This is a genomic window from Sphingomonas trueperi, from assembly GCF_040545965.1.
Classification (GTDB): domain Bacteria; phylum Pseudomonadota; class Alphaproteobacteria; order Sphingomonadales; family Sphingomonadaceae; genus Sphingomonas; species Sphingomonas trueperi_C.
The window spans coordinates 104,616-128,065 of sequence record NZ_JBEPMV010000007.1 but is presented as its reverse complement, the minus strand read 5'-3'; the positions used below and the strand labels follow the sequence as shown (position 1 = coordinate 128,065).

Annotated in this window: 19 protein-coding genes; 8 read left to right on the top strand and 11 right to left on the bottom strand. The window is 67.2% G+C overall.

The genetic code is table 11. The annotated features are described in order from the left end of the window. Nucleotides 1-75: 75 nt before the first annotated feature. From ABIC35_RS18450 to ABIC35_RS18440, 3 genes are read left to right on the top strand one after another with little or no spacing between them, the layout of a single operon-like run. On the top strand, nucleotides 76-3,189 hold the full coding sequence (locus ABIC35_RS18450) for a response regulator (RefSeq protein ID WP_121076080.1): 3,114 nt from the start codon (nucleotides 76-78) through the stop codon (nucleotides 3,187-3,189). Continuing rightward, nucleotides 3,174-4,046, top strand: a complete 873-nt coding sequence (locus ABIC35_RS18445; protein ID WP_121076083.1) for a CheR family methyltransferase — start codon at nucleotides 3,174-3,176, stop codon at nucleotides 4,044-4,046. Before ABIC35_RS18450 ends, ABIC35_RS18445 begins: the two co-directional genes overlap by 16 nt. Beyond that, nucleotides 4,039-5,856: a response regulator gene (locus tag ABIC35_RS18440; protein ID WP_121076086.1), complete on the top strand. Its 1,818-nt coding sequence runs from the start codon at nucleotides 4,039-4,041 to the stop codon at nucleotides 5,854-5,856. Before ABIC35_RS18445 ends, ABIC35_RS18440 begins: the two co-directional genes overlap by 8 nt. On the opposite strand, the gene ABIC35_RS18435 is transcribed toward ABIC35_RS18440, so the two are convergent. The 3 genes from ABIC35_RS18435 to ABIC35_RS18425 all read right to left on the bottom strand — a co-directional run bounded on the left by ABIC35_RS18435 (nucleotide 5,853) and on the right by ABIC35_RS18425 (nucleotide 10,129). Beyond that, entirely contained in the window at nucleotides 5,853-6,839 is a 987-nt protein-coding gene (locus tag ABIC35_RS18435; RefSeq protein ID WP_121076089.1) for a LacI family DNA-binding transcriptional regulator, read from the bottom strand. The genes ABIC35_RS18440 and ABIC35_RS18435 overlap by 4 nt on opposite strands. Nucleotides 6,840-6,898: 59 nt before the next feature. Next, the gene (locus ABIC35_RS18430) at nucleotides 6,899-8,962 is read right to left on the bottom strand and encodes a phosphocholine-specific phospholipase C (protein WP_121076092.1); all 2,064 of its coding nucleotides are present in this window, start codon (nucleotides 8,960-8,962) and stop codon (nucleotides 6,899-6,901) included. 78 nt (nucleotides 8,963-9,040) lie between these two features. Then, complete coding sequence (locus ABIC35_RS18425; RefSeq protein ID WP_121076095.1) at nucleotides 9,041-10,129, bottom strand: PLP-dependent cysteine synthase family protein; 1,089 nt, start codon at nucleotides 10,127-10,129, stop codon at nucleotides 9,041-9,043. A 138-nt stretch (nucleotides 10,130-10,267) separates the two neighbouring features. On the opposite strand from ABIC35_RS18425, the gene ABIC35_RS18420 reads away from it, so the two are divergent. Further along, nucleotides 10,268-10,450 (top strand): hypothetical protein, encoded by a 183-nt coding sequence (locus ABIC35_RS18420; protein ID WP_121076098.1) that lies wholly within the window; start codon nucleotides 10,268-10,270, stop codon nucleotides 10,448-10,450. Nucleotide 10,451: 1 nt separating this feature from the next. Here the strand turns inward: ABIC35_RS18420 and ABIC35_RS18415 are convergent, their stop codons facing one another. The 8 genes from ABIC35_RS18415 to ABIC35_RS18380 form a co-directional block, all read right to left on the bottom strand. Continuing rightward, nucleotides 10,452-11,189 (bottom strand): Crp/Fnr family transcriptional regulator, encoded by a 738-nt coding sequence (locus tag ABIC35_RS18415; RefSeq protein WP_121076101.1) that lies wholly within the window; start codon nucleotides 11,187-11,189, stop codon nucleotides 10,452-10,454. Nucleotides 11,190-11,247: 58 nt separating this feature from the next. Then, entirely contained in the window at nucleotides 11,248-11,916 is a 669-nt protein-coding gene (locus tag ABIC35_RS18410; RefSeq protein ID WP_147425865.1) for a sensor histidine kinase, read from the bottom strand. Between the two features lie 166 nt (nucleotides 11,917-12,082). Beyond that, nucleotides 12,083-14,182 (bottom strand): bifunctional glycosyltransferase/UDP-glucuronate decarboxylase, encoded by a 2,100-nt coding sequence (locus ABIC35_RS18405; RefSeq protein ID WP_354278550.1) that lies wholly within the window; start codon nucleotides 14,180-14,182, stop codon nucleotides 12,083-12,085. Beyond that, nucleotides 14,179-15,267: a CgeB family protein gene (locus ABIC35_RS18400; RefSeq protein ID WP_121076107.1), complete on the bottom strand. Its 1,089-nt coding sequence runs from the start codon at nucleotides 15,265-15,267 to the stop codon at nucleotides 14,179-14,181. The genes ABIC35_RS18405 and ABIC35_RS18400 overlap by 4 nt, the downstream gene beginning before the upstream one ends. Then, a complete protein-coding gene (locus tag ABIC35_RS18395) occupies nucleotides 15,264-16,376 on the bottom strand; it encodes a CgeB family protein (protein WP_121076110.1) in 1,113 nt (370 codons plus the stop codon). Before ABIC35_RS18395 ends, ABIC35_RS18400 begins: the two co-directional genes overlap by 4 nt. Beyond that, nucleotides 16,373-17,488, bottom strand: coding sequence for a glycosyltransferase family 4 protein (locus tag ABIC35_RS18390; RefSeq protein WP_121076112.1), 1,116 nt, complete (start codon nucleotides 17,486-17,488; stop codon nucleotides 16,373-16,375). Before ABIC35_RS18390 ends, ABIC35_RS18395 begins: the two co-directional genes overlap by 4 nt. A gap of 2 nt (nucleotides 17,489-17,490) precedes the next feature. After that, entirely contained in the window at nucleotides 17,491-18,576 is a 1,086-nt protein-coding gene (locus ABIC35_RS18385) for an NAD-dependent epimerase/dehydratase family protein (RefSeq protein ID WP_121076115.1), read from the bottom strand. Beyond that, nucleotides 18,573-19,688, bottom strand: coding sequence for an SDR family NAD(P)-dependent oxidoreductase (locus tag ABIC35_RS18380; protein ID WP_121079277.1), 1,116 nt, complete (start codon nucleotides 19,686-19,688; stop codon nucleotides 18,573-18,575). Before ABIC35_RS18380 ends, ABIC35_RS18385 begins: the two co-directional genes overlap by 4 nt. 244 nt (nucleotides 19,689-19,932) lie before the next feature. Between ABIC35_RS18380 and ABIC35_RS18375 the strand changes: the two genes are divergently transcribed. Genes ABIC35_RS18375 through ABIC35_RS18360 form a run of 4 tightly spaced genes read left to right on the top strand, consistent with a single transcriptional unit; the run spans nucleotide 19,933 to nucleotide 23,442 of the window. Further along, nucleotides 19,933-20,532 carry a histidine phosphatase family protein gene (locus tag ABIC35_RS18375; protein WP_121076118.1) on the top strand — a complete coding sequence of 200 codons (600 nt, stop codon included), beginning with the start codon at nucleotides 19,933-19,935 and terminating at the stop codon, nucleotides 20,530-20,532. Further along, the gene (locus ABIC35_RS18370) at nucleotides 20,529-21,338 is read left to right on the top strand and encodes a TIGR04290 family methyltransferase (RefSeq protein WP_121076121.1); all 810 of its coding nucleotides are present in this window, start codon (nucleotides 20,529-20,531) and stop codon (nucleotides 21,336-21,338) included. The genes ABIC35_RS18375 and ABIC35_RS18370 overlap by 4 nt, the downstream gene beginning before the upstream one ends. Next, nucleotides 21,335-22,336 carry a glycosyl hydrolase gene (locus ABIC35_RS18365; RefSeq protein ID WP_121076123.1) on the top strand — a complete coding sequence of 334 codons (1,002 nt, stop codon included), beginning with the start codon at nucleotides 21,335-21,337 and terminating at the stop codon, nucleotides 22,334-22,336. Before ABIC35_RS18370 ends, ABIC35_RS18365 begins: the two co-directional genes overlap by 4 nt. After that, nucleotides 22,336-23,442: an inositol-3-phosphate synthase gene (locus ABIC35_RS18360; RefSeq protein ID WP_121076126.1), complete on the top strand. Its 1,107-nt coding sequence runs from the start codon at nucleotides 22,336-22,338 to the stop codon at nucleotides 23,440-23,442. Before ABIC35_RS18365 ends, ABIC35_RS18360 begins: the two co-directional genes overlap by 1 nt. Nucleotides 23,443-23,450: the final 8 nt, after the last annotated feature.

The following is a 23,450-nucleotide window of genomic DNA, read 5'->3' as shown; positions in this document are numbered from 1 at the left end:
GTCTGGGACGGCGGGGTTGCGGTCAGGCGCTAAAGCCGGGTACCTGCTTGCCCATCTATCCCTTTGAGATTTCATATGTCGCCCAGCCAGCGCAGCCGTAAGCCCACGCTTCCCCTTTACGCGGGGCTCGCCGCCCTGCTGGTGCTGCCGTTCGGCGCCGATACGGTGCTGCCGCTCGGCACGGCGACCTGGGCGGGCTATATCCTGCCGACGGTGATTGCCTACACGGCGGGGCGGCCGGTGGTGCCGCTGGTCGTCGCCGCGCTGGCGACCCTGCTCAACTTTGCGGGCTTCACGCTGGCCCCGCCAGGCGTCGATCCGCAGGTGGTGCTCGTCAACCGCATCCTCGGCACCGCGATCATCTGGATCCTGGCGGGCATCGGCTTCGCCTTCGTCCGAAACCGGCTGGCGATCCGGCGCGAGGAATGGCTGCAATCGGGGCAGGTCGGCCTGGCCAAGGCAGTCGCGGGCGAGCTGCCGCTCGACGAGCTCGCCACCGCCGCGCTGCGCTTCCTCGCCGACTATAGCGGCGCGCAGGCAGGCGCGATCTTCGTGCGCGATCCCAGCGGCGCGGGCTTTCGGCGTCGCGGCACCTATGCCGTGCCCGCCGATGCGCCGCTCCCCGAATGGGTGAAGCCGGGCGAGGGGCTGCTCGGCCAGGCGATCGCCGATCGTCGCCAGTTCGTGCTGGAGCAGGTGCCGGAGGGCTATCTCTATTACGGATCGGGGCTCGGCCAGGCGCAGCCGCGCACGCTGATGATCGGTGTCACCGAAGCCGATGGCGAGATCAACGGCGTGCTCGAACTCGGTTTCCCCGGTGCGATCGACCCGCAGGTCCAGGCGCTGCTGGAGCGGGTCAGCGGACAGCTCGGCGTGTCGATCCGCTCGGGCAAATACCGCGCCCGGCTGCGTGCGCTGCTCGAAGAGACGCAGAAGCAGGCGGAGGAGCTGCAGGTGCAGAGCGAGGAGCTGCGCACCAACAATGACGAGCTGGAGACGCAGAGCCGCCAGCTCCAGGACACCGCCGCAAGGCTGGAGGCGCAGCAGTCCGCACTGGAACAGAGCAATGCCGAGCTGGAGGCGCAGACCCGCGCGCTGGAGCTGCAGCGCGACGAACTCGCCCGCGCGCAGGGCTCGCTGGAGCAGCAGGCCGCCGATCTGGAGCAGGCCAGCCGCTACAAGTCCGAGTTCCTCGCCAATATGAGCCATGAGCTGCGCACGCCGCTCAACTCGCTGCTGATCATGGCGCGGCTGCTGGCGGAGAACCGCGCAGGCAATCTCAGCCCCGACCAGGTCCGCCATGCCGAGACGATCGAGACCTCGGGCAACGACCTGCTCACGCTGATCAACGACATTCTCGACATTTCGAAGATCGAGGCGGGCAAGCTGGAGCTGCAGCCGCGCCGCGTCCGCATCGCGCCGGTGCTCGACAAGCTCAAGGCGGTGTTCGGCGCTCCGGCCACCGCCAAGGGGCTGGCGTTCCGTATCGAGCAGGCGGCGGGGGCACCGGGCGAGATCGAGACCGATCCGCAGCGGCTGGAGCAGGTGCTCAAGAACTTCCTGTCGAACGCGATCAAGTTCACGGCGAAGGGCGAAGTGTCGCTCAGCGTCTCGCGACGGCCCGACGGGCGGGTGGCCTTCACGGTGCGCGACACCGGTGTCGGCATCCCGTCCGAGCAGCAGCAGGTGATCTTCGAGGCCTTCCGCCAGGCCGACGGTACCGTGAGCCGCAAGTACGGCGGCACCGGCCTCGGCCTGTCGATCTCGCGGGAGCTGGCGCGGCTGCTCGGCGGCGAAGTCGCGGTGGAGAGCATGCCGGGCGAGGGGAGTGCCTTCACGCTGATCCTGCCCGAGGTCTATGATCCCGCACTGGTCCAGACGCCGGCGCCGCTGCCGAGCCCGAGCCCGGCGCCGGTCAAGCCGCAGCCCTCCAATCCCAAGCCTGGCCGCCGCCGCAGTGCCGAGCCGTGCGAGGACGATCGCGAGAAGCTGTCGGGCGATTCCCGCGTGATCCTGATCGTCGAGGACGATCCCGTCTTCGCGCGCATCCTGTGCGACATCGCGCATGACCTCGGTTTCCAGTGCCTGATCGCCGGCACCGCGGACGAGGGCGCGCTGCTCGCGCGGCAATATGTGCCCAACGCGGTGATCCTCGACATGAACCTGCCGGACCATACCGGCCTGTCGGTGCTCGACCGGATCAAGCGCGACGTGCGCACCCGGCACATCCCGGTGCATGTCGTCTCGGTGGACGACGACAGCCAGGCGGCGCTGTCGAGCGGCGCGGTCGGCTATCTGTTCAAGCCGGTGAAGCGCGAGCAGCTGGTCGACATGCTCGAAGGCCTCGAGGCTAGGATGTCGCAGCGGATGCGCCGCGTGCTGGTGGTCGAGGACGATGCGCAGCAGGCCGAAAGCGTCAAGGCGCTGCTCGCCTCGCGCGAGGTGGAGACGGTGCAGGCCCATTCGGCCGCGCAGACCTTCGAGCGGCTAGGCCAGGAAACCTTCGACTGCATGGTGCTCGATCTCAACCTGCCGGACGCCTCGGGCCTCGACCTGCTCGACCGGCTGAGCGAGGACGACAGCGTCGGCTTCCCGCCGGTGATCGTCTATACCGGCCGCGACCTCAGCCAGGACGAGGAGCTGCGCCTCCGCAAATATTCCAAGTCGATCATCGTCAAGGGCGCCAAGTCGCCCGAGCGGCTGCTCGACGAGGTGACCTTGTTCCTCCACCAGGTCGTCTCCGAGCTGCCCGAGCCGCAGCAGGCGCTGATCGCCAAGGCGCTGGGCCGCGATGCCGCGCTGGAGGGCCGATCGATCCTGGTGGTCGAGGACGACATCCGGAACGTTTATGCGCTCACGAGCATTTTCGAGCCCCATGGAGTCAAGGTTCGCATCGCCCGCAACGGCCGCGAGGCGCTGCACGCGCTCGACGAATCCGCGCGCCATCTCACCGATCCGGTCGATCTCGTGCTGATGGACGTGATGATGCCCGAGATGGACGGCCTCACCGCCACCCGCGAGATCCGCAAGCAGCCCTGGGGCAAGACGCTGCCGATCCTGATGCTCACCGCCAAGGCGATGGCACGCGACCAGCAGGAATGCCTCGACGCCGGCGCCAACGACTATCTCGCCAAGCCGCTCGACATCGACAAGCTGCTCAGTCTGGTGCGGGTGTGGATGCCGCGGTGATCGACGACCTTGTTCCGCCGCACGCGGAGATCGAGCTGGACCTGCTGCTCGAGGCGATATGGCGGCACTATCAGTATGATTTTCGCGGTTATTCGCGCAGCTCGCTGCACAAGCGGATGGAGCGGGCGTGCCAGCGTTTCGGCTGCGAGGGGTTCTCGCAGCTCCAGCACCGGCTGCTGCGCGAGCCGGCGGTGTTCGCCGAGCTGATGGGGTTCCTCACCATTCAGGTGAGCGAGATGTTCCGCGATCCAGCCTATTTCCGGTCGCTGCGCGAGAAGGTGGTGCCGCACCTGCGCACCTGGCCCTCTCTCAAGGTATGGATTGCAGGCTGCGCCAATGGCGAGGAATTCTACTCGCTCGCCATCCTCTTCCGCGAGGAGGGCCTGGAAGACCGGACGATCTTCTACTGTACCGACATCAGCCCGGCGGCGCTGGCCAAGGCGGAGGCGGGGATCTTCGATCTGGGGCGGATCCCGCAATTTACCGAGAATCACCGGCTATCCGGCGGACATAGTTCGCTTTCCGATTACTATACGGCGGCCTATGGTGGTGCAGTGTTCGACAAGAGCCTCCGTGCCCGCGCCGTCTTCGCGGAACATAGCCTCGCCACCGACCAGGTGTTTGCCGAGGCGCATCTCGTGTCGAGCCGCAACGTGCTGATCTATTTCGATCGCGACCTGCAGGATCGCGCGCTCGGGCTGTTCGGGGACTCGCTGGTGCGCGGCGGCTTCCTCGGGCTCGGTGCGCGCGAGACGCTGCGCTTCTCGCGCCATGCCGATGCCTTTGCCGATTTCGATGCGGGCGAGCGGATCTATCGGCGTACCAATGTCGGCTTGCGGACGATGGCCGATGCGTGATCCGGTGAAGGTCCTCGCCGTCGACGACGTGCCCGAAAACCTGATCGCGCTGGAGGCCCTGCTCGCGCAGGAGGGGCTGGAACTGCTCACCGCCGCCTCGGGCATGGAGGCGCTGGAGCTGCTGCTGGTGCACGATGTCGCGCTGGCGCTGCTCGACGTCCAGATGCCGGGGATGGACGGGTTCGAGCTTGCCGAGCTGATGCGCGGCACCGAGCGCACCCGCCGCGTGCCGATCATCTTCCTCACCGCGGTTGCCACCGATGAACGCCGGCGCTTCCGCGGCTATGAAACCGGCGCGGTCGATTATCTGCTCAAGCCGGTCGATCCGCAGATCGTGCGCAACAAGGTCGAGATTTTCGTCGAGTTGGCGGCGCAACGGCAGGAGATTGCCCGCCAGCGTGATCGTCATGCCGCCGCACTCGCCCGGCTGAAGGCGCATCGCGACAATTCGCCGCTGGCGATCGTCGAGTTCGATGCCGAGCAGCGGATCATCGCCTGGTCGGCGGGGGCCGAGCGGATGTTCGGCTGGCGCGCGGTCGAGGTCTCCGGGCTGCGCCCGTCCGAGCTCGAATGGCTCGATGCCGAGCACGCCGCGCGGTTCGACGCGATGATCGGCGGGATGATCGCCGGCGAGCATATCCGCGACATGCGGCCGCTACGGATGCGCACGGCGGTGGGCGTGACGCTCGATTGTGAGGTCTATGGCTCGGCGCTGCTCGGGGCCGATGGATCGCTGCTGTCGGTCAACACCCAGATCCTCGACGTAACCGATCGAGTGCGCGCCGAGGAGACCCAGCGGCTGCTGATCGGCGAGCTCAACCACCGGGTGAAGAACACGCTCGCGTCGGTGCAGGCGATCGCCACCCAGACGCTGCGCCATTCTTCCGGGCCGTCGGACTTCGCGCCGACCTTCATCGGCCGGATCCATTCGCTGGCGCGCGCGCATTCGCTGCTCAGCAGCACGACCTGGCAGGGCGCGAGCCTGCAGGAACTGGTCGAGGGCCAGCTCCAGACCGGCACGATCGATCCGGAACGGTTTGATACCGGTGGACCGCTGGTCGAGCTGGCGCCCGAGCCGGCGCTGCACTTGGCGCTCGTCCTCCACGAACTGGCGACCAACGCCCACAAATATGGCGCGCTCTCGGTGCCCGAGGGGCGGGTGGGGCTGCGCTGGGGTGTGCGCGGCGGCATGCTCGAACTGGATTGGGAGGAAAGCGGCGGCCCGGCCGCAGCACCGCCGACGCGGCGCGGCTTCGGCACCGCGCTCATCGAACGCAGCCTGAAGGCCGAGGGCGGGAGTGCCGTGCCTAGCTATGGCGAGGGCGGCGTCGCCTGGAAGCTGTCGATCCCCTATGCCAGCGCGGTACGGCTGCGCGAGGAACCGCGCGCGGCGCGCAGAGCAATCCCGATGCTGCCGGCGGGCGGCGGTGCGGCGCTGGTCGGCAAGCGCGTGCTGATCGTCGAGGACGAGCCGCTGGTCGCGCTCGAACTCGCGACGATCCTCGGCGACACGGGCATGGTGGTGGCGGGCGTCGTTGCCACAGCCGCCGACGCGATGGCGGCGATCGCCGACACGCCGGTCGATGCCGTGCTGCTCGACGGCAATCTCCAGGGCGCGCTGGTCGACGACGTCGCTGCGGCGCTTATCGCGCGGGAGATCCCGTTCCTGTTCGTCAGCGGCTATGGCCGCGATCACCTGCCGATCGGCCTCGACGCGGTGACCGTGATCGAGAAGCCGTTCGATGCCCGCACGATCGCCGCGGCGCTCCACCAGTTGCTGGTGCGCGCCGCCGTGCGCGACCCGGCCTAGGCCGAATCGCGGACAATCAGTTCGGGCAGCATCGCCACCGAGCCGACATTTTGCCCAGCGATCCGCGCCAGCAGCAGCTCGACCAGCAGGTTGGCGCCGTAGACCACGTCCTGGCGGATCGTAGTGAGCGCCGGCGTGGTGTAGCCGGCGAGCAGGATGTCGTCATAGCCGATCACCGCCACGTCCTCCGGTACGCGCAAGCCCCGCTCGGCCAGCGCGCGCATTGCGCTCATCGCGATCACGTCGGAGGCGGCGAGGATGCCATCCGGGGCGGGATTTGCAGCGAGATAGGCGGTCATCTCGCGATAGGCGTCTTCCATGGTCAGGTGGATCGGCACCACCATGTCGGTGACGCCCTCCGCCTCGGCGATCGCCGCGTGGAAGCCCTTGTAGCGATCGGAAAATTCCGGCGCTTCCGGGTTGCCGAGAAAGGCGAGCTTCTTGCAGCCGCGGGCGATCAGGTGACGCGCCGCGAGTTCGCCGCCGGTGACGTTGTCCGTGCCGACGGTGATCTGGTCTGAGCCCAGCCGCGCGGCACCCCACACAACCATGCGCTGGTAGCTGCCAGCGATCCGCTCGATCGCCTCCAGCTGGTCCGACTGGCCGATCAGGATGATGCCGTCGACCCGGCCCGAGGCGATGATGTCGTCCAGCCAGCGCGGTCCCTGCGGCACCACGCGCGACAGGAACAGGTCGTAGCCCCGCTTGGTCAGCGCATCGGCCAGCCCGCCAAGCAGCCCCATGAAAAACGGGTCGGAAAGCGCCTGGTCCACCTCATGGCCCAGCGGCACCACTACGCCGATCGCGCCGGTACGCTGCTTGCGCAGCGCACTGGCGGTCTGGTTAAGGCGGAAGCCATGTTCCTGCGCGAGCGCGACAATGCGCTCGCGCGTACCTCGCGCCACGCGAGGATGATTGGAAAGCGCCCTTGAGGCAGTCGAAACCGACACGCCTGCGATCTTCGCCAGCTCGACTAAGCCCACTGACTTCAACTGTCCCGCCCCCCAACGTGATATTCTGTCAGCGCTGACAGTATCGCGTCCTAATCGATTTGGGAAACCTTAACATTGGTATAGGGCGGTTCAGACCAACCATCGCTACCATTTTCGATCCTTCCGGCGAGCCGACGACGGTAACCGGGGACAGCCGGATCGGTGAGGACGAGGTCGTACCAGCCACCGGTAACCGTTAGCGCTACCTTGGTTTCTCCTGATACGATCGGCTTGAGCTGCGGGTGGCGCGGCCATTCCGAACCAAGGCCGGCCGGCGTCTCGATCAGCAGCGACGGCGTGGTGCCGCGGCGCTGTTGCCAGCGCACGGCACTGGCATGGGCAGGCCCCTGGCCGGCAAAATGGCGATGAAAACCGTTCGGACCGAGCAGCCAGAGATCGTAGCGCCCTTCCGAGTCGAGCGGCCATTCGGCCTCGATCGTGCCGCCCTGCTTAAGCGTGTAGCGGCGCGGCACCGCATCGAGCTGGAGCCGGTCATAGACATGCACCACCGCAGGCACGCCGCTGCATTCGAGGCGCAGCACGATCCTGTTCGAATCGAGCGCGGCTTCGCGCACCTCCAGGGCATAGGGTAGCGCGCGGGCGCGGCGGATGCCCGGCTCCTGCGCCGGCGCCTGAGCGGCGGCGACGGGCGCGCTCGGCTCGGGCTGGCTGGGCAGCGCGGCGGCGCGGGTGGCAAGATCGCGCGGATCGGGCAGCACCGGCCCGATCTTGCGGTTGGGGCTGCGGAAGTCGAACGCGCTGGTCAGGTCGCCGCACACCGCACGTCGCCAGGCGGAGATATTGGGCTCCTGCACCCCGAACCGCGTCTCGAGGAAGCGAATTACCGACGTGTGATCAAAGACTTGCGAGTTCACCCAGCCGCCACGGCTCCACGGCGAGACGACATAGCAGGGCACGCGCGGGCCAAGGCCATAGGGGCGGCCGATCAGCTCGGGCCGCTCGGCCTTGTCGTCGGCGACGCTGGGGATCTGGTGATAGTCGTTGGACGTGTCGACCTGCGACGCGCCGAGGAAGCCGCCGACGACGGCGGGATCGCGCGAGGGCGGCCCGGGCGGTGGCACGTGATCGAAGAAGCCGTCATTCTCGTCGAAATTGACGATCAGCACGGTGCGCGCCCACACCTCCGGATTGGCGGTAAGCGCATCGATCACCGCTGCGGTGTACGCAGCGCCTTGGGCCGGGCTGGAGGGCGCGGGGTGCTCGCTGCCCTTGGCATCGGCGATGATCCACGAGACCTGGGGCAGCTGGTTCGCCAGCACGTCGGCGCGGAGCTGGTCGAGCCCATGGGTGGTCAGTGCACGGTCGTACAGCGGGGAGCCCGGCTGCGCCTCGCGATAGGCGGCGAATCCGACCAGGGGGTTGTCGGTGAAATTGTCCGCCATGTCCTGATAGACGCGCCAGTCGATCCCGGCCGCCTGGAGCCGTTCCGGATAGGTGGTCCAGCGGTAAGAATCGGGGTGGCCCCCCTTGGTCGCCAGCTCGTCGTGCGAATTGCCGATCGACGGGCCGCCCATCATCCCGCTGGGATCGTTGGTGCCGGTCCACAGGAACAGCCGATTGGTGTTGGTGCCGGTATGCACCGCGCAATGATAGGCGTCGCAAATGGTGAAACTCTCGGCGAGCGCGAACTGGAAATCCAAGTCTTCGCGGGTGAAATAGCCCATCGCGCGATCGGTCTTGGCGGCAGCCCAGCGCTGCATACGGCCCTGGTCCCAGGCGGCCTGCGCATCGGGCCAACTGTGTGGGGTGCTCGCCACCCGCATCAGCTCGAAATGCTCCTTGGTGGAGAGGTGGAAGGGCGCGACCAGCCGGCCATCGGCGGCTTCCTGCGCGAACACGCTGCGGCCATTGGGCAGCGGCACGGTAAGCGGATCCCCAAAGCCGCGGACGCCCTTCATCGTGCCGAAATAATGGTCGAAGCTGCGGTTCTCCTGCATCAGGATCACGACATGCGCGACATCGGCGATGGTGCCGCTGCGGACGTCCGCAGGGATCGCCGCTGCCCGTGCGATCGAGGCGGGCAGCGCCGAAGCCACTGCCGCCTGTGCGCTTGCTGCCAGGAACCGCCGCCGCGTCGTGCCCCCGTTCGTCATCGTGCCCCCAACTCCCATGTCACCAAAATGATACCTGCGCGCGGGTGCAGCAGCCCGATGACGAATTGATGACGAATTTCAGACAGGCGGCAGGAAAAGATCGTCAAGTGCCCGATCGTGCGTGTCGGTCTCATAGCCATGCGCCGCGCGCCAGCCGGCATCGAAGCAGGTCGAGCCATAGCGGCGGCCGTCGTCGCACAGCAGGGTGACAATCGAGCCGGTCTGGCCGGCGGCGCGCATCTCGCGGATCAGCGTCGCGCAGGCCCAGATATTGGTGCCGGTCGAGACGCCGCAGGGGCGCCCGAGCACCCGGCTGATCCGCAGCGCGGCCGCCAGGCTCGCCGCGTCGGGCACGGTGATCATCCGGTCGATCACGTCGGGCAGGAAGGACGGCTCGAGCTGGAGCCGGCCGATGCCCTCGACGCAGGACGGCGCGCCGTCGACGGTGGTGACGCTGCGATCGACATAGTGGCGGTGGAACACCGAAGCTTCGGGATCGGCGACGCACAGCCGTGTCACCAGCCGGCGATAGCGCAGATAACGGCCGATCGTCGCCGAGGTACCGCCGGTGCCGGCGCCGCAGACGATATAGGTGGGGATGGGATGCGCTTCCTGCGCCATCTGCTCGAAGATCGACTGGGCGATATTGTTGTTGCCGCGCCAGTCCGTCGCGCGCTCGGCATAGGTGAACTGGTCCATGAAATGGCCGCCCAGCTCCGTCGCGAGCCGCTGCGCCTCGCTGCGGACTGAGCGCGGATCGGCCACCTCATGGCAGCGGCCACCATGGAACTCGATCGCTTCGATCTTCTCGGGCGAAGTGCGGCGCGGCAGCACCGCGACGAAGGGCAGTCCGATCATCCTGGCGAAATAGGCTTCGGAAACCGCAGTCGAGCCGCTTGACGCCTCGACGATCGTTGTCTTGGGGCCGATCCAGCCGTTGCACAGCGCATAGAGGAACAGCGAGCGGCCGAGCCGGTGCTTGAGGCTGCCGGTCGGATGGCTCGATTCGTCCTTCAGGTACAGGGTGATGCCCGGTGCGCCCGGTAGCTCGACGCGGACCAGATGGGTGTCGGCGGAGCGGTTGAACTCGGCATCGATCGTACGGACGGCGTCGTCCACCCAGGCGCGGTCGCAGCGGGTGGGGCGGGGTAGGGCAGCGTCGGTCATGGCGCGCGGCTTTAGACGCTCGACCGCGCATACGTCGACTCCGGAAGCGCCCTTTGTCCTGCGTTGTCCTGATCTACGCGAACGCCGCAGGGGGCCCGATGGGTGTAGCGTCGGCGTCCGAGCAACGGAGTGTCGCCCATGCCAAGTTCCGAGGACCGCAGCTATTTTCAGCGCCGCGCACGTGCCGAGCTGGCCATCGCCTCTACCTGCGAGGACAATGCCGCCGCGCTCGCGCATTTCCGGCTGGCCGACGAATATGCGCGGCGCGTACGTTCCATGGCTGCGCCCGCGCCCACGGTGCCATCCGCCCGCAGGTCCTGATCTAGCCGGCGAGCAATGCCTTGCGGAAAGCCGGGATCGCCGCTTCCGGCATCGGACGCCCTTGCGCCGCCGTCGTTGCCGCGCTCTGGCGGAGGCGCACCGTGCCCCCGCGCCATTCGAGAACGCCATCGCGCCGCATCGCCTGCAGCGTGCGGTTCACATGGACGCTGGTGAGGCCCAGCGCATCGGCCAGCATCTCCTGGGTGAGCGGCATCGGGAAGCTCTCCGGCCCCGCGCGCCCGGCGAGGAGCAGGCGCTCGTGGATTTCGCAGAGCCAGTCCTGGATGCGTTCATAGGCGCTCATCCGGCCGAGCCGGGCGATCTGGCGGAGCAGATAGATTTCGTCGAGCGCGGCGCTTGCTGCATAAGCTTCGCGCAGGCCTTCGTCCTCGGCCGCGGGGGCGGGGCAAAGGACCGCTTCGCACAGTGCCGTAATCGTGCTGGGGGCGACGGGCTGGAAGGTGCGGGCGTCCTGGATCACGTCGCCCGGCAGGAGGAAGCTGAGGATCTGGTGACGGCCGTCGCTGAACAACTGCACGCGTCCCAGCCAGCCGTCGAGCACGAGGAGCGGGCCCGGCGTGCGCTGCCCCGCCAGGATCAGGTCGCGGGTGGCGCGGATACGCTGGGGAAACTCCGCCGCCTGCCGGAGGGCACGACGCTCGGCATCGCTGAGCGATGCAAGCGCGCCTAGTCGACTGGACGCCGATGCGTCCGCCGCCTGGGGTGGAGTTGTCAGCATAATCTCGGGGCAACGCGCCGTTGCGCTTCAAAGTTCAGAATTAAGTTACTAACGAAGATCAGTATATCAGTGCTTGTATTGGTATCGTGAACCTGCAGTCGACCCCGCCGGGAAGTAAGCGGAAAATCGGCTGGGTGTCACAATGGGAGGCGAGGGTGAAATCAATCAGTTTTCGCCCGAAACCGGAACGCGGTCGATCTGCCGGGCCCAGGACAGCGACTCCATGTTCTTGCCACGCGACCTCCGCGCCCAGCGCGTTCTGCTTCCACGTGATCTGCAGGGCTTGATGCGGGCTCGTCCCGCTTAGTGCGCCGAACTTGATCGCGTTGGTGGTAAGCTCGTGGAAGACCAACGTCAGCAGCCGCGCAGTCGCCGGGCGAAGCAGTACACCCGGCCCCGAGATAGAAATGCCTCGCGCCTGGCCGAACTGAAAGGCGTGCAGTGCATCGCGCACCAGCAGTTCCAGGTCCGCGGCATCGCTCGTCGCGCTGATCGCCGCTGCGTGTCGCAATGCATCATTGCGACCGGCCTGGTGCGCGTTGGCATCCTTAACAGAAGCCTGGGCACAGGAAAGGGCGGCATGGTGGCCGTCCACAAGCGCATGCAGCGCCACCAGAACCGCGGCCGGCGAGCAGATCGGCGAAACCGCACTTGCCGATCCGTCCTCGTTGAAACCGGGCTGACCGCTCGAAGTGGCAACTGCAGGGCGTAAATGGGGCTGCGTCACCCGGGACCGTTCCTCTCGCCAGCGGGATGCTTCGCGCCGGTGCCGCGTCCCGAGGGCATGCGGCAGGGCGGGACGCGGCATCAAATTCAGTACGCCGCTAGCTGGCGAAAGAAACTACGGCCTTAAGGGCAGTGCAGATGCATTGCGGGCAGGGAACCCGTTGATTTTATTCGGCTGCAACCTCAAGTGCCGCAGCGTGTCGGGGTGCTACGTCCATCGCCTGGGCGAACCAGGCACAGGTCCGTTCGAGACCTTCGGCCAGCGAAACGCGCGGCTCCCATCCGAGTAGCGCATGGGCGCGCGCGATGTCGGGCTTCCGGCGCCGGGGGTCGTCGGTCGGCAGCGGATGATACTCAATAGCGATTTCCGCGCCGGTCAGCGTGGCGACATTCTCCGCCAACTCGCCCACCGTGATTTCGTGCGGATTCCCGAGGTTTATCGGTTCCATTCCGGTGATATCGCTATTCATTAGCAGGGTTAGGCCCCGCACCAGGTCCGAGACATAGCAGAAGCTGCGGGTCTGGCTGCCATCGCCATAGAGCGTCAGCGGCTTGCCGGAGAGCGCCTGGACGATCAGGTTCGACACCACCCGGCCATCGTCAAAATGCATGTGCGGGCCATAGGTGTTGAAGATCCGCGCCACGCGAACCTCGGCCCGCCCGCTACGGCAGAAATCATAGGTCAGCGCCTCGGCCGCGCGCTTGCCCTCGTCGTAGCAAGCGCGTGGGCCGGTGCAGCTTACCCAGCCGCGATAGTCTTCGCGCTGGGGGTGCATCTCGGGATCGCCATAGACCTCCGAGGTGGAGGTGAGCAGGAAGCGTGCGCCTGCCTCCGAGGCGAGCCGCAGCAGGCGATCGGTGCCAACCACGTTGGTTAGCATCGTATGCTCGGGATCGACCTGATACTGCGGCGGAGAGGCCGCGCAGGCGAGGTTGTAGATCTGCTTGAAGCGATGCGCGCGTTCCAGGATGGTTGCCGGCAGCTCGTCGACGATGTCCCCGCGGACGAACTCGAAACCGGGCCGCCCCTCCAGCCCGCGCAGGTTGGAGAGGTTCGAGGTCTGGAGATTGTCGAGGCACACCACCTGCTCGCCGCGGTCGAGCAGTTCGGCGCAAAGGTGCGACCCGATGAAGCCGGCGCCCCCGGCGACCAGGATCAGCGACTTTTCTGTATCGTTCGTCATCGGGGCATTCCTCTCCCGGCGCGTGCCGTGCGGCCGCGCTCTGGCTTCGTTGAGATGGGTCTCGAGTTCGACGGCGCGGTGCGCGGCGTCATGGCCTTCGAACAGGCGGCGCCGCGCGGCGGTGCCGATGGCTTCGGCCTCGCGGTGGAGTGCCTTGATGGCGTCCTCGGTAGTATCGGCGAGCAGAATCTCGTCGCCTGGGACGAACAGGCTCTCGATGCCGTCCCAGCGGTCCGAGAGGATCGGCGTGCCGCACGCCGCCGCCTCGAATAGCCGCACCGAGGGCGACCAGCCCGCCGCGATCATGTCGGCGCGGGTGACGTTCAGCGTCATCCGCGAGGCGGAATAGAAGCCGGGATGCTCGGCGGGGGGCAGATGCTCGATCCGCTCGACATTGTCGGGCCAGTCGATGCTGTCCGGATATTGCGGCCCCGCGACGGCGAAGCGCTTCTCCGGGCAGCGGCGCGCGGGTTCGAGCAGCAGTTTCTCCAGCGTCGGCTGGCGATCGGGGCTGTAGGTGCCGAGATAGGTAAGATCCCAGCGCTTCGGCACGTCGAGCGGGTGATAGGCGTCGGTATCCACCGAGCAATAGAGAGCGCGCGCGGCGGGGCTGCCGAGCTCGCGCTCAATGCGGTCGAGCGTCGGGCCGCCCGTAAAGCTTAGATAGACGTCATAGCCGGGAATCAGCGCTGGTGTGAGATACTCGAATTCGCCGCGCGCGAGCTTGGCGAGGGTGACCGGCGTGTCGATGTCGTAAAAGGCGGTGACGCCCTTAGCCGTGCCCTGGACGAACTGTCCGACCTCCACCCCGTCCGGCACATAGGAGCCAACGATGACCGCGTCGGCCTCGGCGATCGCCTCGCGCCAGGCGTCGAGATCGGCGAGCGTGCGGTAATATTCCAGCCGGCAGAAGTCCGGATCGACCAGATCGCGGTGGGCGCCGGCGTACCAGGGCACCTCACGTTCGAGGAACAGGACATCATGTCCCCGTGCGGTGAATGCTCGCAGCAAGGCGCGGAAAGTAGTGGCATGGCCATTGCCCCAAGAGGAGCCGAGGCTGAGGCCGAGGACGATCAGCTTCATGCGGCTTTCCTTTCGCGGGGCTGGTGCGACTTCAAGATCGCATCGACTTGCGCGCCGCGAAGATCGTAGCTGTGTTCCGCGAGCACCCGGGCCTTGGCCGCTTCGCCGATCGCCCGCGCGCGCTCGGGGGTGAGGGTGGCAAGATGCTTGGCAACGTCCTGCCCATCGCGGGCGACGAGCACTTCATGGTCGGGCTTGAGGAACAGCTCGATTCCCTCCCAGGCGTCGGTGATCAGGCAGGCGGCGGCGCCGGCGGCCTCGAACACGCGAGTGGCGGGGGAGAAGCCGATTGCCGCCATCGAATCGCGCGCCACGTTGAGCACCGCCTGGGGCGTGCAGTTGAAGGCGTTGTGGTCCGCGGTGCCGACATGGCCGATCGCGCGGACGTTGGCCGGCAGCCCCTTGTCGTGCCAGCCATTGCCGCCGAGCAGGAAGCGGCGATCGGGCGCCAGCGAGGCGGCGCGGAGGAAGAATTCCTCGATCCGCGCCTCGCGGTCGGGCAGCCGGTTGGCGAGCAGCGCGAGATCGGCGGTAAAGCGCGGATCGGCTGGGGCGGGGTGGTGCGTCTCCGGATCGAGCGCGTTGTAGACCGGGATGCACTCGCGGGCGCCCATTGCCGTGTACGCATCGATCACCGGCGGGCCGCCGCCATAGGTGAGCACCAGGTCGATCTCCGGCAGCATGGCGCGCACCGGATGGGCAGGGTCGCCGCGCATCTCGTCGAGCGTCGCGGCGGCATCCACGTCCCAGAAGATGCGCAGCGCGTCCGGCCGCGGCGCGGTGCGCATCGCTTCGATCAGTTCGCGATCGAACACGCCGACGCCGCTCGCCTTCACCACCACATCGGCATGGCGCGCCTCGGCCAGCACGCTGCGCAGGCCCTCGTCGGTCGCCGGGTAAACAACCACCTTGGCCCAGGACGGCGGATCGATGTCGCGGTGCTGCTGGCGATCGAAGGCGTCGGGCTCGTAGAAGGTGATGTCATAGCCGCGCGCGGCCAGCGCCTTGAGGATGCCGCGATAATAGGTCGCGGCCCCGTTCCAGTAGGAGGAGAGCAGGCTGGATCCGTAGAAAGCGATCTTCATGCGGCGTCCTTGGCAAAATGGGGGCGGGCGAGACCGGCGACGATGGCGAGCAGTTCGTCGACGCGGTGCGCGCAGCTGTGGCGGGTGCGGATCGTCTCCAGGCCGTGGGCTACTAGGGATGCGCGGAGATCCGGGTCGTCGCGCAGCGCCTTGAGGTGGCGGGTCATCTCGGCGCCGTCGCGGGCGACCAGATAATCGGTGCCGGGGCGGAACAGGCCCTCCGCATCGTCCCACGGCGCGGAAACCAGCGGGATGCCGCAGGCGAGCGCCTCGAACACGCGGATCGTCGGGATGCCGGGCAGGATCGTCGCATAATAGCGCCGCGGCACATGGACGGTGGCGAGATGCCGCGCGAAGATCTCGGGTGCGCGGGCATTGGCTGCCCAGCCATGATAGCGTGCGCCGTGCCGGGCGAGCATGGTCTTGGCTTCGTCGGGATAGCGGACGCCGTAGATGTCGAGCGGCAGGCCGGCTTCGGCAGCGGGGTGGAACAGGAAGCGCTCAAGCTCTTCGGTGCGCTCGCCATCGCCCCAGTTGCCGATCCAGACTAGACCCTCGCGCTCGCCTTCCTGCGCGGGCGGCTGGAAGCGGCGCAGGTCGGCGGCTTCGTGCCAGGTCCAGACGCGATTGCCCCAGCCCCAGCCGCGATAGACCTCCGCCAGCGTCTCCCCGAAGGCGAGCACGCCGTCATAGTCGTTCAGGTCATAGGCCTGCATCGCTGCCGGTTCGCTTACCGCGCGGTGGTGGGTGTCGTGGAACAGCAGGGTGAAGTTGCCGCCCATTGCGCGGGCATGGCCGATGCGGGAAACCAGCTTGGGATCATTCCACTCGTGCACGATCACCAGATCGGCGTCCCCGATCATCTCTGCCGGCGTGCACATCGGCGTGTAGGTGTGGGAGTTCAGCTCGGGATAGGCGTCGCGATAGGGCGCCAGGCCAGCCTGGCCATGATCGGCTAGCAGGTTGGTGAGGCTCCAGGCGTCCTCCGGCTCCCAGACCTTCACGTCATGGCCGCGGGCGATCAGCTCGCTGAGTACACCGCGCAGGAAATGGGCATTGCCATGGTTCCAGCACGAGGCGAGCGAATGGGTGAAATAGACGATCTTCATGCCGCGACCTTTCCGGCGGGCGCGCGCTCGGCAACGAGCTGGCGATAGAGGAGGAGCATGGCGTCGGCCATGCGGGTGGGCGTGTAGCGGCCCGCGCGCTCGGCAGCGGCGTCGCCCAGGCTGCGGCGCAGCGCGAGGTCGCCGATCAACTGCTCGATGGCTGCGTGATAGGCGGCGGCGTCGCGGGGCGGGACGAAGGTGGCGGCGCCGTCCCAGAGCTCGCGGAATACCGGGATGTCGGCCAGCACCAACGCGCATCCGGCTGCAGCCGCTTCCAGCACTGCAAGCCCGAAGGGCTCGAAACAGGCGGCGGAGACGAAGATCGGTCGCGCGGCGAGCCGCCTGGCGAGCGCTACGCCGTCCAACTGGCCGAGCAGATGCAGGTTTTCCAGCTGCACCGTTTCGCCGTGCGGGCCGGTCGCGGCGCCGGCGGCATGGAAGGGGACGGAGAGCTGGCCCGCCACTGCGTCGAGCAGTTCGGCGCCCTTCACGGAATCCCACAGCCGGCCAACGGTCAGCACGCAGTCCTGAGCGGGTTCGTGCTTCGGCGTGACCAGCGGCGCGCGGCCGTTGTGCACGACCGTCGGCAGCGCGGGCAGGCGGTAATAGTCCCGCACGGCCTCGGCATAGCCGACCGAAGGCGCGACCACCTGATCGGCTGCGCGGAGCCCGGCGTCGGTCAGGTCCCGGTGCCAGGCGAAGCTGGGGTCGAGCGGGGTGCCGGGCCGGCCATGTTGCCACCAGGTGGAGACGCAGCCATGCGTCACCGCCAGCATCGGCACGCCCGGATCCGCCGACGCCGCAAGGGTTGGCATGTTGAGTTGCACGAGATCGGCGCCATGCAGTCGTGCCAGACGACCGATCTCCGCGCCCGCTGCGCGCACAGGCGCCGGTCCCTCGCTCAACCAGTCGAGCGGCAGACCCGTTTCGAGGAAGGTCACACCGGGAATTGCCCGCGCCTCTGCCCGCTGCGCAGCGCTCGGCGCCGGCCCCAACTGAACCAGCACTATTTCTACGCCGCGCTCGGCCAGCGTCTCGGCAAGGTCGATGCTGTACTGCCACACGCCGCCGACCGCATCGGTGGTGAGCAGCAGTCGCAGCGGCGCGGCCATGGTCACAGGGCGGCCGCCGCCACGCGCTCGCGCTGCGCCGGACGGCCGATCGTCAAACCGCGTTCCTCGCCAAGCCAGCGGGCGAGGGCAGTCACGCCGTCCTGCCAGCCGGTCGGCGCGCCGAGGCCCAGCGCCGCACGCGCCTTGCTAGTGTCGGCGACGAAATAGCGCTGGTCGCCGGCGCGCCAATCGTCGAAATGCAGGTCGAGCGGGCGGCCGGTGATGGTCTCGACATGCGCCAGCAGCGTGCGCAGGCTCACCGCATTGGCGGGGCCGCCGCCGAGGTTGAAGGCCTGGCCCGACACCCGATCGATCTGTCGCCATGCGGCGACATAGGCGTCGACGGCATCCGACACGTCGAGGATGTCGCGCACCTGGTGGCCGTCGCCGTACAGAGTGATCGGCGCACCTTCGAGCGCGCGGATCAGGAAATGCGCTACCCATCCCTGGTCCTCGGTGCCCATTTGGCGCTGACCATAGATGCAGCTCATCCGCAGCACCGCGGTCGGCAATCCATAGCTGCGGGCATAATCGAGCAAATATTGGTCGGCCGCGCCCTTGGAGCAGCCATAGGGCGTGTGGAAGTCGAGCGGCCGCGCCTCGTCGATGCCGTTCGCGTGCACGTCGCGGTCGACGGGCTGATAGCCATTGTCGCCGAGTTCGAAGTCCAGGTCGGCAAGGTCGCCATAGACCTTGTTGGTCGAGGCGAAGATCACCGGTGGCGGGGCAGCGGCGGTGCGGGCGGCTTCGAGCAGCGCGAAGGTCGAGGCGATGTTGATCTCGAAATCGGCGGTCGGATCCGTGAGGCTGGTGGTCACCGCTACCTGCGCCGCGAAATGGAACACCGCGCGGGAAGAACGCACTGCCTCCACCAGCTTGGTCGTCTCACGAATGTCCGCGATCAGCGGGCGAATGCGGTCGCCGTGCCGCGCCTGCAGCCAGGCGAGGTTGCGCTCCACGCCGGGGCGACGCAGCGCGTCGTAGATCACCACCGTCTCGCCCTGGCGCGCCAGCCGGTCGGCGAGGTTCGACCCGATGAAGCCGGCGCCGCCGGTGATCAGGATCGGCCGTTCGTCGCTGCCGTTCATGCGACCAGGCCCCGCTTTTCGAGCTCGGCCCGTGCCTGGCCCACCCGGTCCTCGGCGGTCTGCTGCTGCACCCAGTCGGCGAGTTCGGCGAGACCGGCCTCGAAATCCTGTCGTGCCTCGAAGCCGAGCTTCTCGCGCGCCAGGCTGGTGTCACAGAAGCAATGCCGGATATCGCCGACACGCGTCTTGCCGACGATCTCGGGCGCGGCGTCGTTGCGGCCCATCGCGCGGGCGAGCGCCTCGGCGACCTGGGTCACCGAACGATCGTCGCCCGAGCCGATGTTGAAGGTCTGGCCGGCGGCCTGGGGCAGGGTGAGCGCGTCGGCAAAGGCGCGGGCGACGTCGCTAACATGGACGAAGTCGCGGCGCTGCTCGCCATCCTCGAAGATCATCGGGCGCTGACCGTTGAGCAGCCGCGAGGCGAAGATCGCCAGCACGCCGGTATAGGGGTTCGACAGCGCCTGGCCGGGGCCATAGACGTTGAACAGACGCAGGCAAGCGGTCTCGATGCCATAGGGCGCGCCCATGATATGGGTGGTGCGCTCCTGCACATATTTGTTGAGCGCATAGATCGAGGCGAGGCTCGGCCGCTTCCATTCAGGCGTGGCGACCGGCTCCAGCGGGCGGCCCTGCGCGTCGAGCGGGTTCCACTGCTGCTGGCCGTCGCGGACGATGCCGCGCTCGGCATTCTCGACCAGCTTGCCGTCCGCGTCTCGGTACAGGCCTTCGCCGTAGATGCTCATCGACGAGGCGGTGACCACCCGCCGGACGGGCGTGTCGATCAGCCGCTCGAACAGCACCGCGGTGCCGACGTCGTTGGTGGAAGTATACCGCTCGACCTCGTACATCGACTGGCCGACACCGACTTCGGCGGCGAGGTGGATGACGCTGTCGACGCCCTGCAGCGCACGGGCGACGGCATCCCCATCGCGCACATCTGCGCGGATCAGCTCGACTTCGGAGTTCAGTGCTTCCGGGCGTTCGCGGTTGCCATGGACCTGCTCCAGCATGGAATCGAGCACGCGGACCTGATGACCTCTTCGCAGCAGCTCGGCCGAAACCTGGCACCCGATGAACCCTGCACCGCCCGTTACGAGCACCTTTTCCGCCATGCCGCTGCTTTCCTGCATATAGAACTAACCTAGGTAAGTCGTGGTAAAATCATGACTTGCTAGAGAGTCATTCGCCTATGAAGCAAACAGCTTCTTCTTCATCTTTGTTCCCGATGATTGTCATGTAAAAACTACATTTATCTTGTTGAATATGCGAAGATGATCTAGGTTAATTGGAACTATTGAGGCAGGGAAGTTGTTGCGCAAGCATCTAAGTTGATGCTGATAGGCTGCAAACCTGCTGATGACTGCAAAAGTACATTTGATCCGGCACGGCGCGCATGACGATGTTGGTCAGGTGCTGAGCGGCCGCAGCGCGCGCTCGCCGCTGTCTGCTGCCGGCCATTCGCAGGCGCAGTGGCTTGCCGCCTATTTTGCGCGCGAGGAGCCGATCGCCGCCATCCATGCCAGCCCGCGCGAGCGCACCCGCGCCACCGCCGAAATCATCGGGGGGCGGATCGGCGTGCGAGCACAGGTGGTGGACGCGCTCGACGAAGTGGATTTCGGCGCCTGGACCGGCCGCAGCTTCGACGAACTGGAGCGCGATGCCGAGTGGCGCGAATGGAACCGGCAGCGTTCGGCGGTCCGCCCCCCCAATGGCGAGAAGATGGCGGAAGCCACCGCCCGCGCCGTCGGCCATCTCGATGCGCTGGTCCAGCGCGGGTGGAACGGCACGCTGCTCTGCGTCAGCCACTGCGACATCATTCGGGGCGTGATCGCCCATTATCTCGGGCTGGGCCTCGATCGCCTGCTCGCCTTCGACGTAGACCCCGGCTCGGTCAGCACGCTGCTGATCGGCAATTGGGGCGCGCGTCTGCTCAAGCTCAATGGGGGACAGGAATGAAGAACCTAGCAGCCGCGCGGTCCGTGCCAGCCGACGATCTGCGCGCGCGGATCGACGCACTGGGGCCGTGGTTCCAGAACATCCGCATCCAGGGCGTGGAGACCGCCCCGGACCACTTCCTGGGCGACTATCCCGCCTTCAAGTTCGCCCGTTTCGCCGATGCGCTGCCGGAGGATCTGGAAGGGCGTTCGGTGCTCGATATCGGCTGCAACGCGGGCTTCTATTCGTTCGAGATGAAGCGGCGCGGGGCGGGCGAAGTGCTCGGCATCGACAGCGACGAGCGCTATCTGGCGCAGGCGCGCTTCGCGGCCGAGGCGCTCGGCTTCGACGACGTCCGCTTCGAGAACCGCTCGGTCTACGACGTGGCGGCGCTCGGGCGTCGCTTCGACATCGTGATCTTCATGGGCGTGCTCTACCATCTGCGCCACCCGCTGTTGGCGCTGGACCTGATCCGCGAACATGTCGCTGGCGAGTTCATGCTGTTCCAGACGATGCAGCAGGGATCGGACAGCGTCGCGGAAGTGCCGGAGGATCACCCCTTCCACATGCCCGGCACCTTCGATCCTCCCGCCTATTTCAACGATCCCGGCTATCCCAAGCTGCACTTCATCGAGCGCCAGTTCGCCAACGACTGGACGAACTGGTGGGCGCCCAACGCAGCGGCCAGCCAGGCAATGCTGCGCGCGGCCGGATTCACGATCGAGGCAAACCCGGAGTCCGAGGTCTATTGGTGCCGCGTCGCCGAGGTGCCCTATGCGGAGTACGGCCCCGCCGCCGTCTACCCGGCGAAAGGAGATGCCGCATGATTGAAGCGGCGATGCTCTGGAACGAGCCCAACAACAAGTCGCATTGGGATCCGGCGATCGACCCCAATTGGTCGATGTTCGCCCAGCATGTCATCGCGGCCGGCAACGCCATCCGCGCGGTGAACCCTGTGCTGCCGCGCGTGCTCGGCGGCATGTCGCCGATCGATCCGCACTGGCTGAGGCGCATGGAAGCGCATGGCGCGCTCGATGCGGTCGACGTGGTGGCAGTGCATGGCTTCCCGCTCGACTGGAACCTGTGGCCGCTCTCCGCCTGGCCCGACAAGGTCGCCGAGATCCAGGCGGTCACCGACAAGCCCGTCTGGGTGACCGAAGTGGGCGTCAGCTCGTTCGGCGCCGAGGAAGTCCAGGAGTTCGGTCTGCGCCGCACGGTCGAGCTGCTGCGTGGGCGTGCCGAGCGCGTCTTCTGGTACTCGCTGTTCGACCTGCCGACCAGCTGGGGTGCGGAAACCCGCCACCGCGAGGCGGAAGGCTCCTCCTACTACCGTCACTTTTACCTGGGCCTGATCCGCGAGGACGGGACGCCCAAGCCCGCGCTCGAGGTCTATGCCGAGCATGCCGCCGAAGTGGGGCTGATGCAGTGGTTCCATTTCCACGATCCCCGGCTCGACGAGGCGGTGGCGTGGATGAAGCGGCTCGGCACGCGGCGCATCCGTACGGGGCTAAGCTGGGCGGACAGCTTCCGCGAGAATGCGGTCGACTGGTTCGACCGGCAGATGGAGGCGCTGGCGGATTTCGACGTCACTGTCACCTTCTGCTTCACCCCCGAGCATCTCGGCGTCGCGCCGCACCACACCAGCCCGGCGCGTGATCCCCAAGCTTTTGCCGATTTCTGCGCCTGGATGATCGATCGCTATGCCGGCACCGCGACGGTGACGGCGCCGGTCGCCCCCGTGGCGCTGGCGACCAGCCAACCCGAGCTCAACCCTTTGCTGTTCAACCGCGACGAGCGTCTCGCCGCCGAGAGGAGGTCCGCCTGATGCTGTCCCCAGACCGCCATGCCATCAATGTCGCGCTCGTGGGGGTCGGCAATTGCGCCAGCTCTCTCGTGCAGGGCATCGAGCATTACCGCGCCGGCGCCAACGACATGGTCGGGCTGATGCACCCGGAGCTGGGCGGCTATGCCCCCAGCGACATCCGGGTGGTCGCCGCTTGGGACGTGGACAGCCGCAAGGTGGGGAAGGACGTCGCCGAGGCGATCTTCGCCAAGCCAAACTGCACGGCGGTGTTCTGCGACGAGGTGCGGCATACCGGCGCCAAGGTACGGATGGGCAGGGTGCTCGACGGCGTCGCCGACCACATGGCGGACTACGCTCCGGACCGCACCTTTCTGCTGAGTGAAAGTGCTGAGCCGAGCAAGGACGAGATCGTCCAGGCGCTGCGTGAGACCAACACGCACGTCTTGATGAACTATCTCCCGGTCGGCTCGCAGGCGGCGACCGAATTCTACGCCGAATGCGCGCTCGAGGCCGGGGTGGCGTTCGTCAACAACATCCCGGTGTTCATCGCCAGCAATCCCGAATGGGCGGCACGGTTCGAGACGGCCGGGGTGCCGATCATCGGCGACGACATCAAGGCGCAATTGGGCGCGACCATCGTCCACCGCGTGCTGACCGACCTGTTCCGCAAGCGCGGCGTCAAGCTGGAGCGGACCTACCAGCTCAACACCGGTGGCAACACCGACTTCCTCAACATGCTCAACCGTTCGCGGCTGGCCTCTAAGAAGGAGTCCAAGACCGAGGCGGTGCAGTCGGTCGCCGAAAGCCGGCTTGAGGACGAGAACATTCATGTCGGCCCCAGCGACTATGTCGCGTGGCAGAACGACAACAAGATCTGCTTCCTTCGCATGGAAGGCCAGATGTTCGGCGGCGTGCCGATGAACTTGGAACTCCGCCTGTCGGTGGAGGACAGTCCGAACAGCGCCGGGGTGGCGATCGACATGATCCGCTGCGCCAAACTGGCGCAGGACCGCGGGCTGGGCGGCGCGATCCTCCCCGCGGCGGCGTGGTTCTGCAAGCACCCGCCCGAGCAGATGCCCGACGACGACGCGTATGCGGCGGTGGAAGCGTTCATCGCGGGGAATTGAGGTGGGAT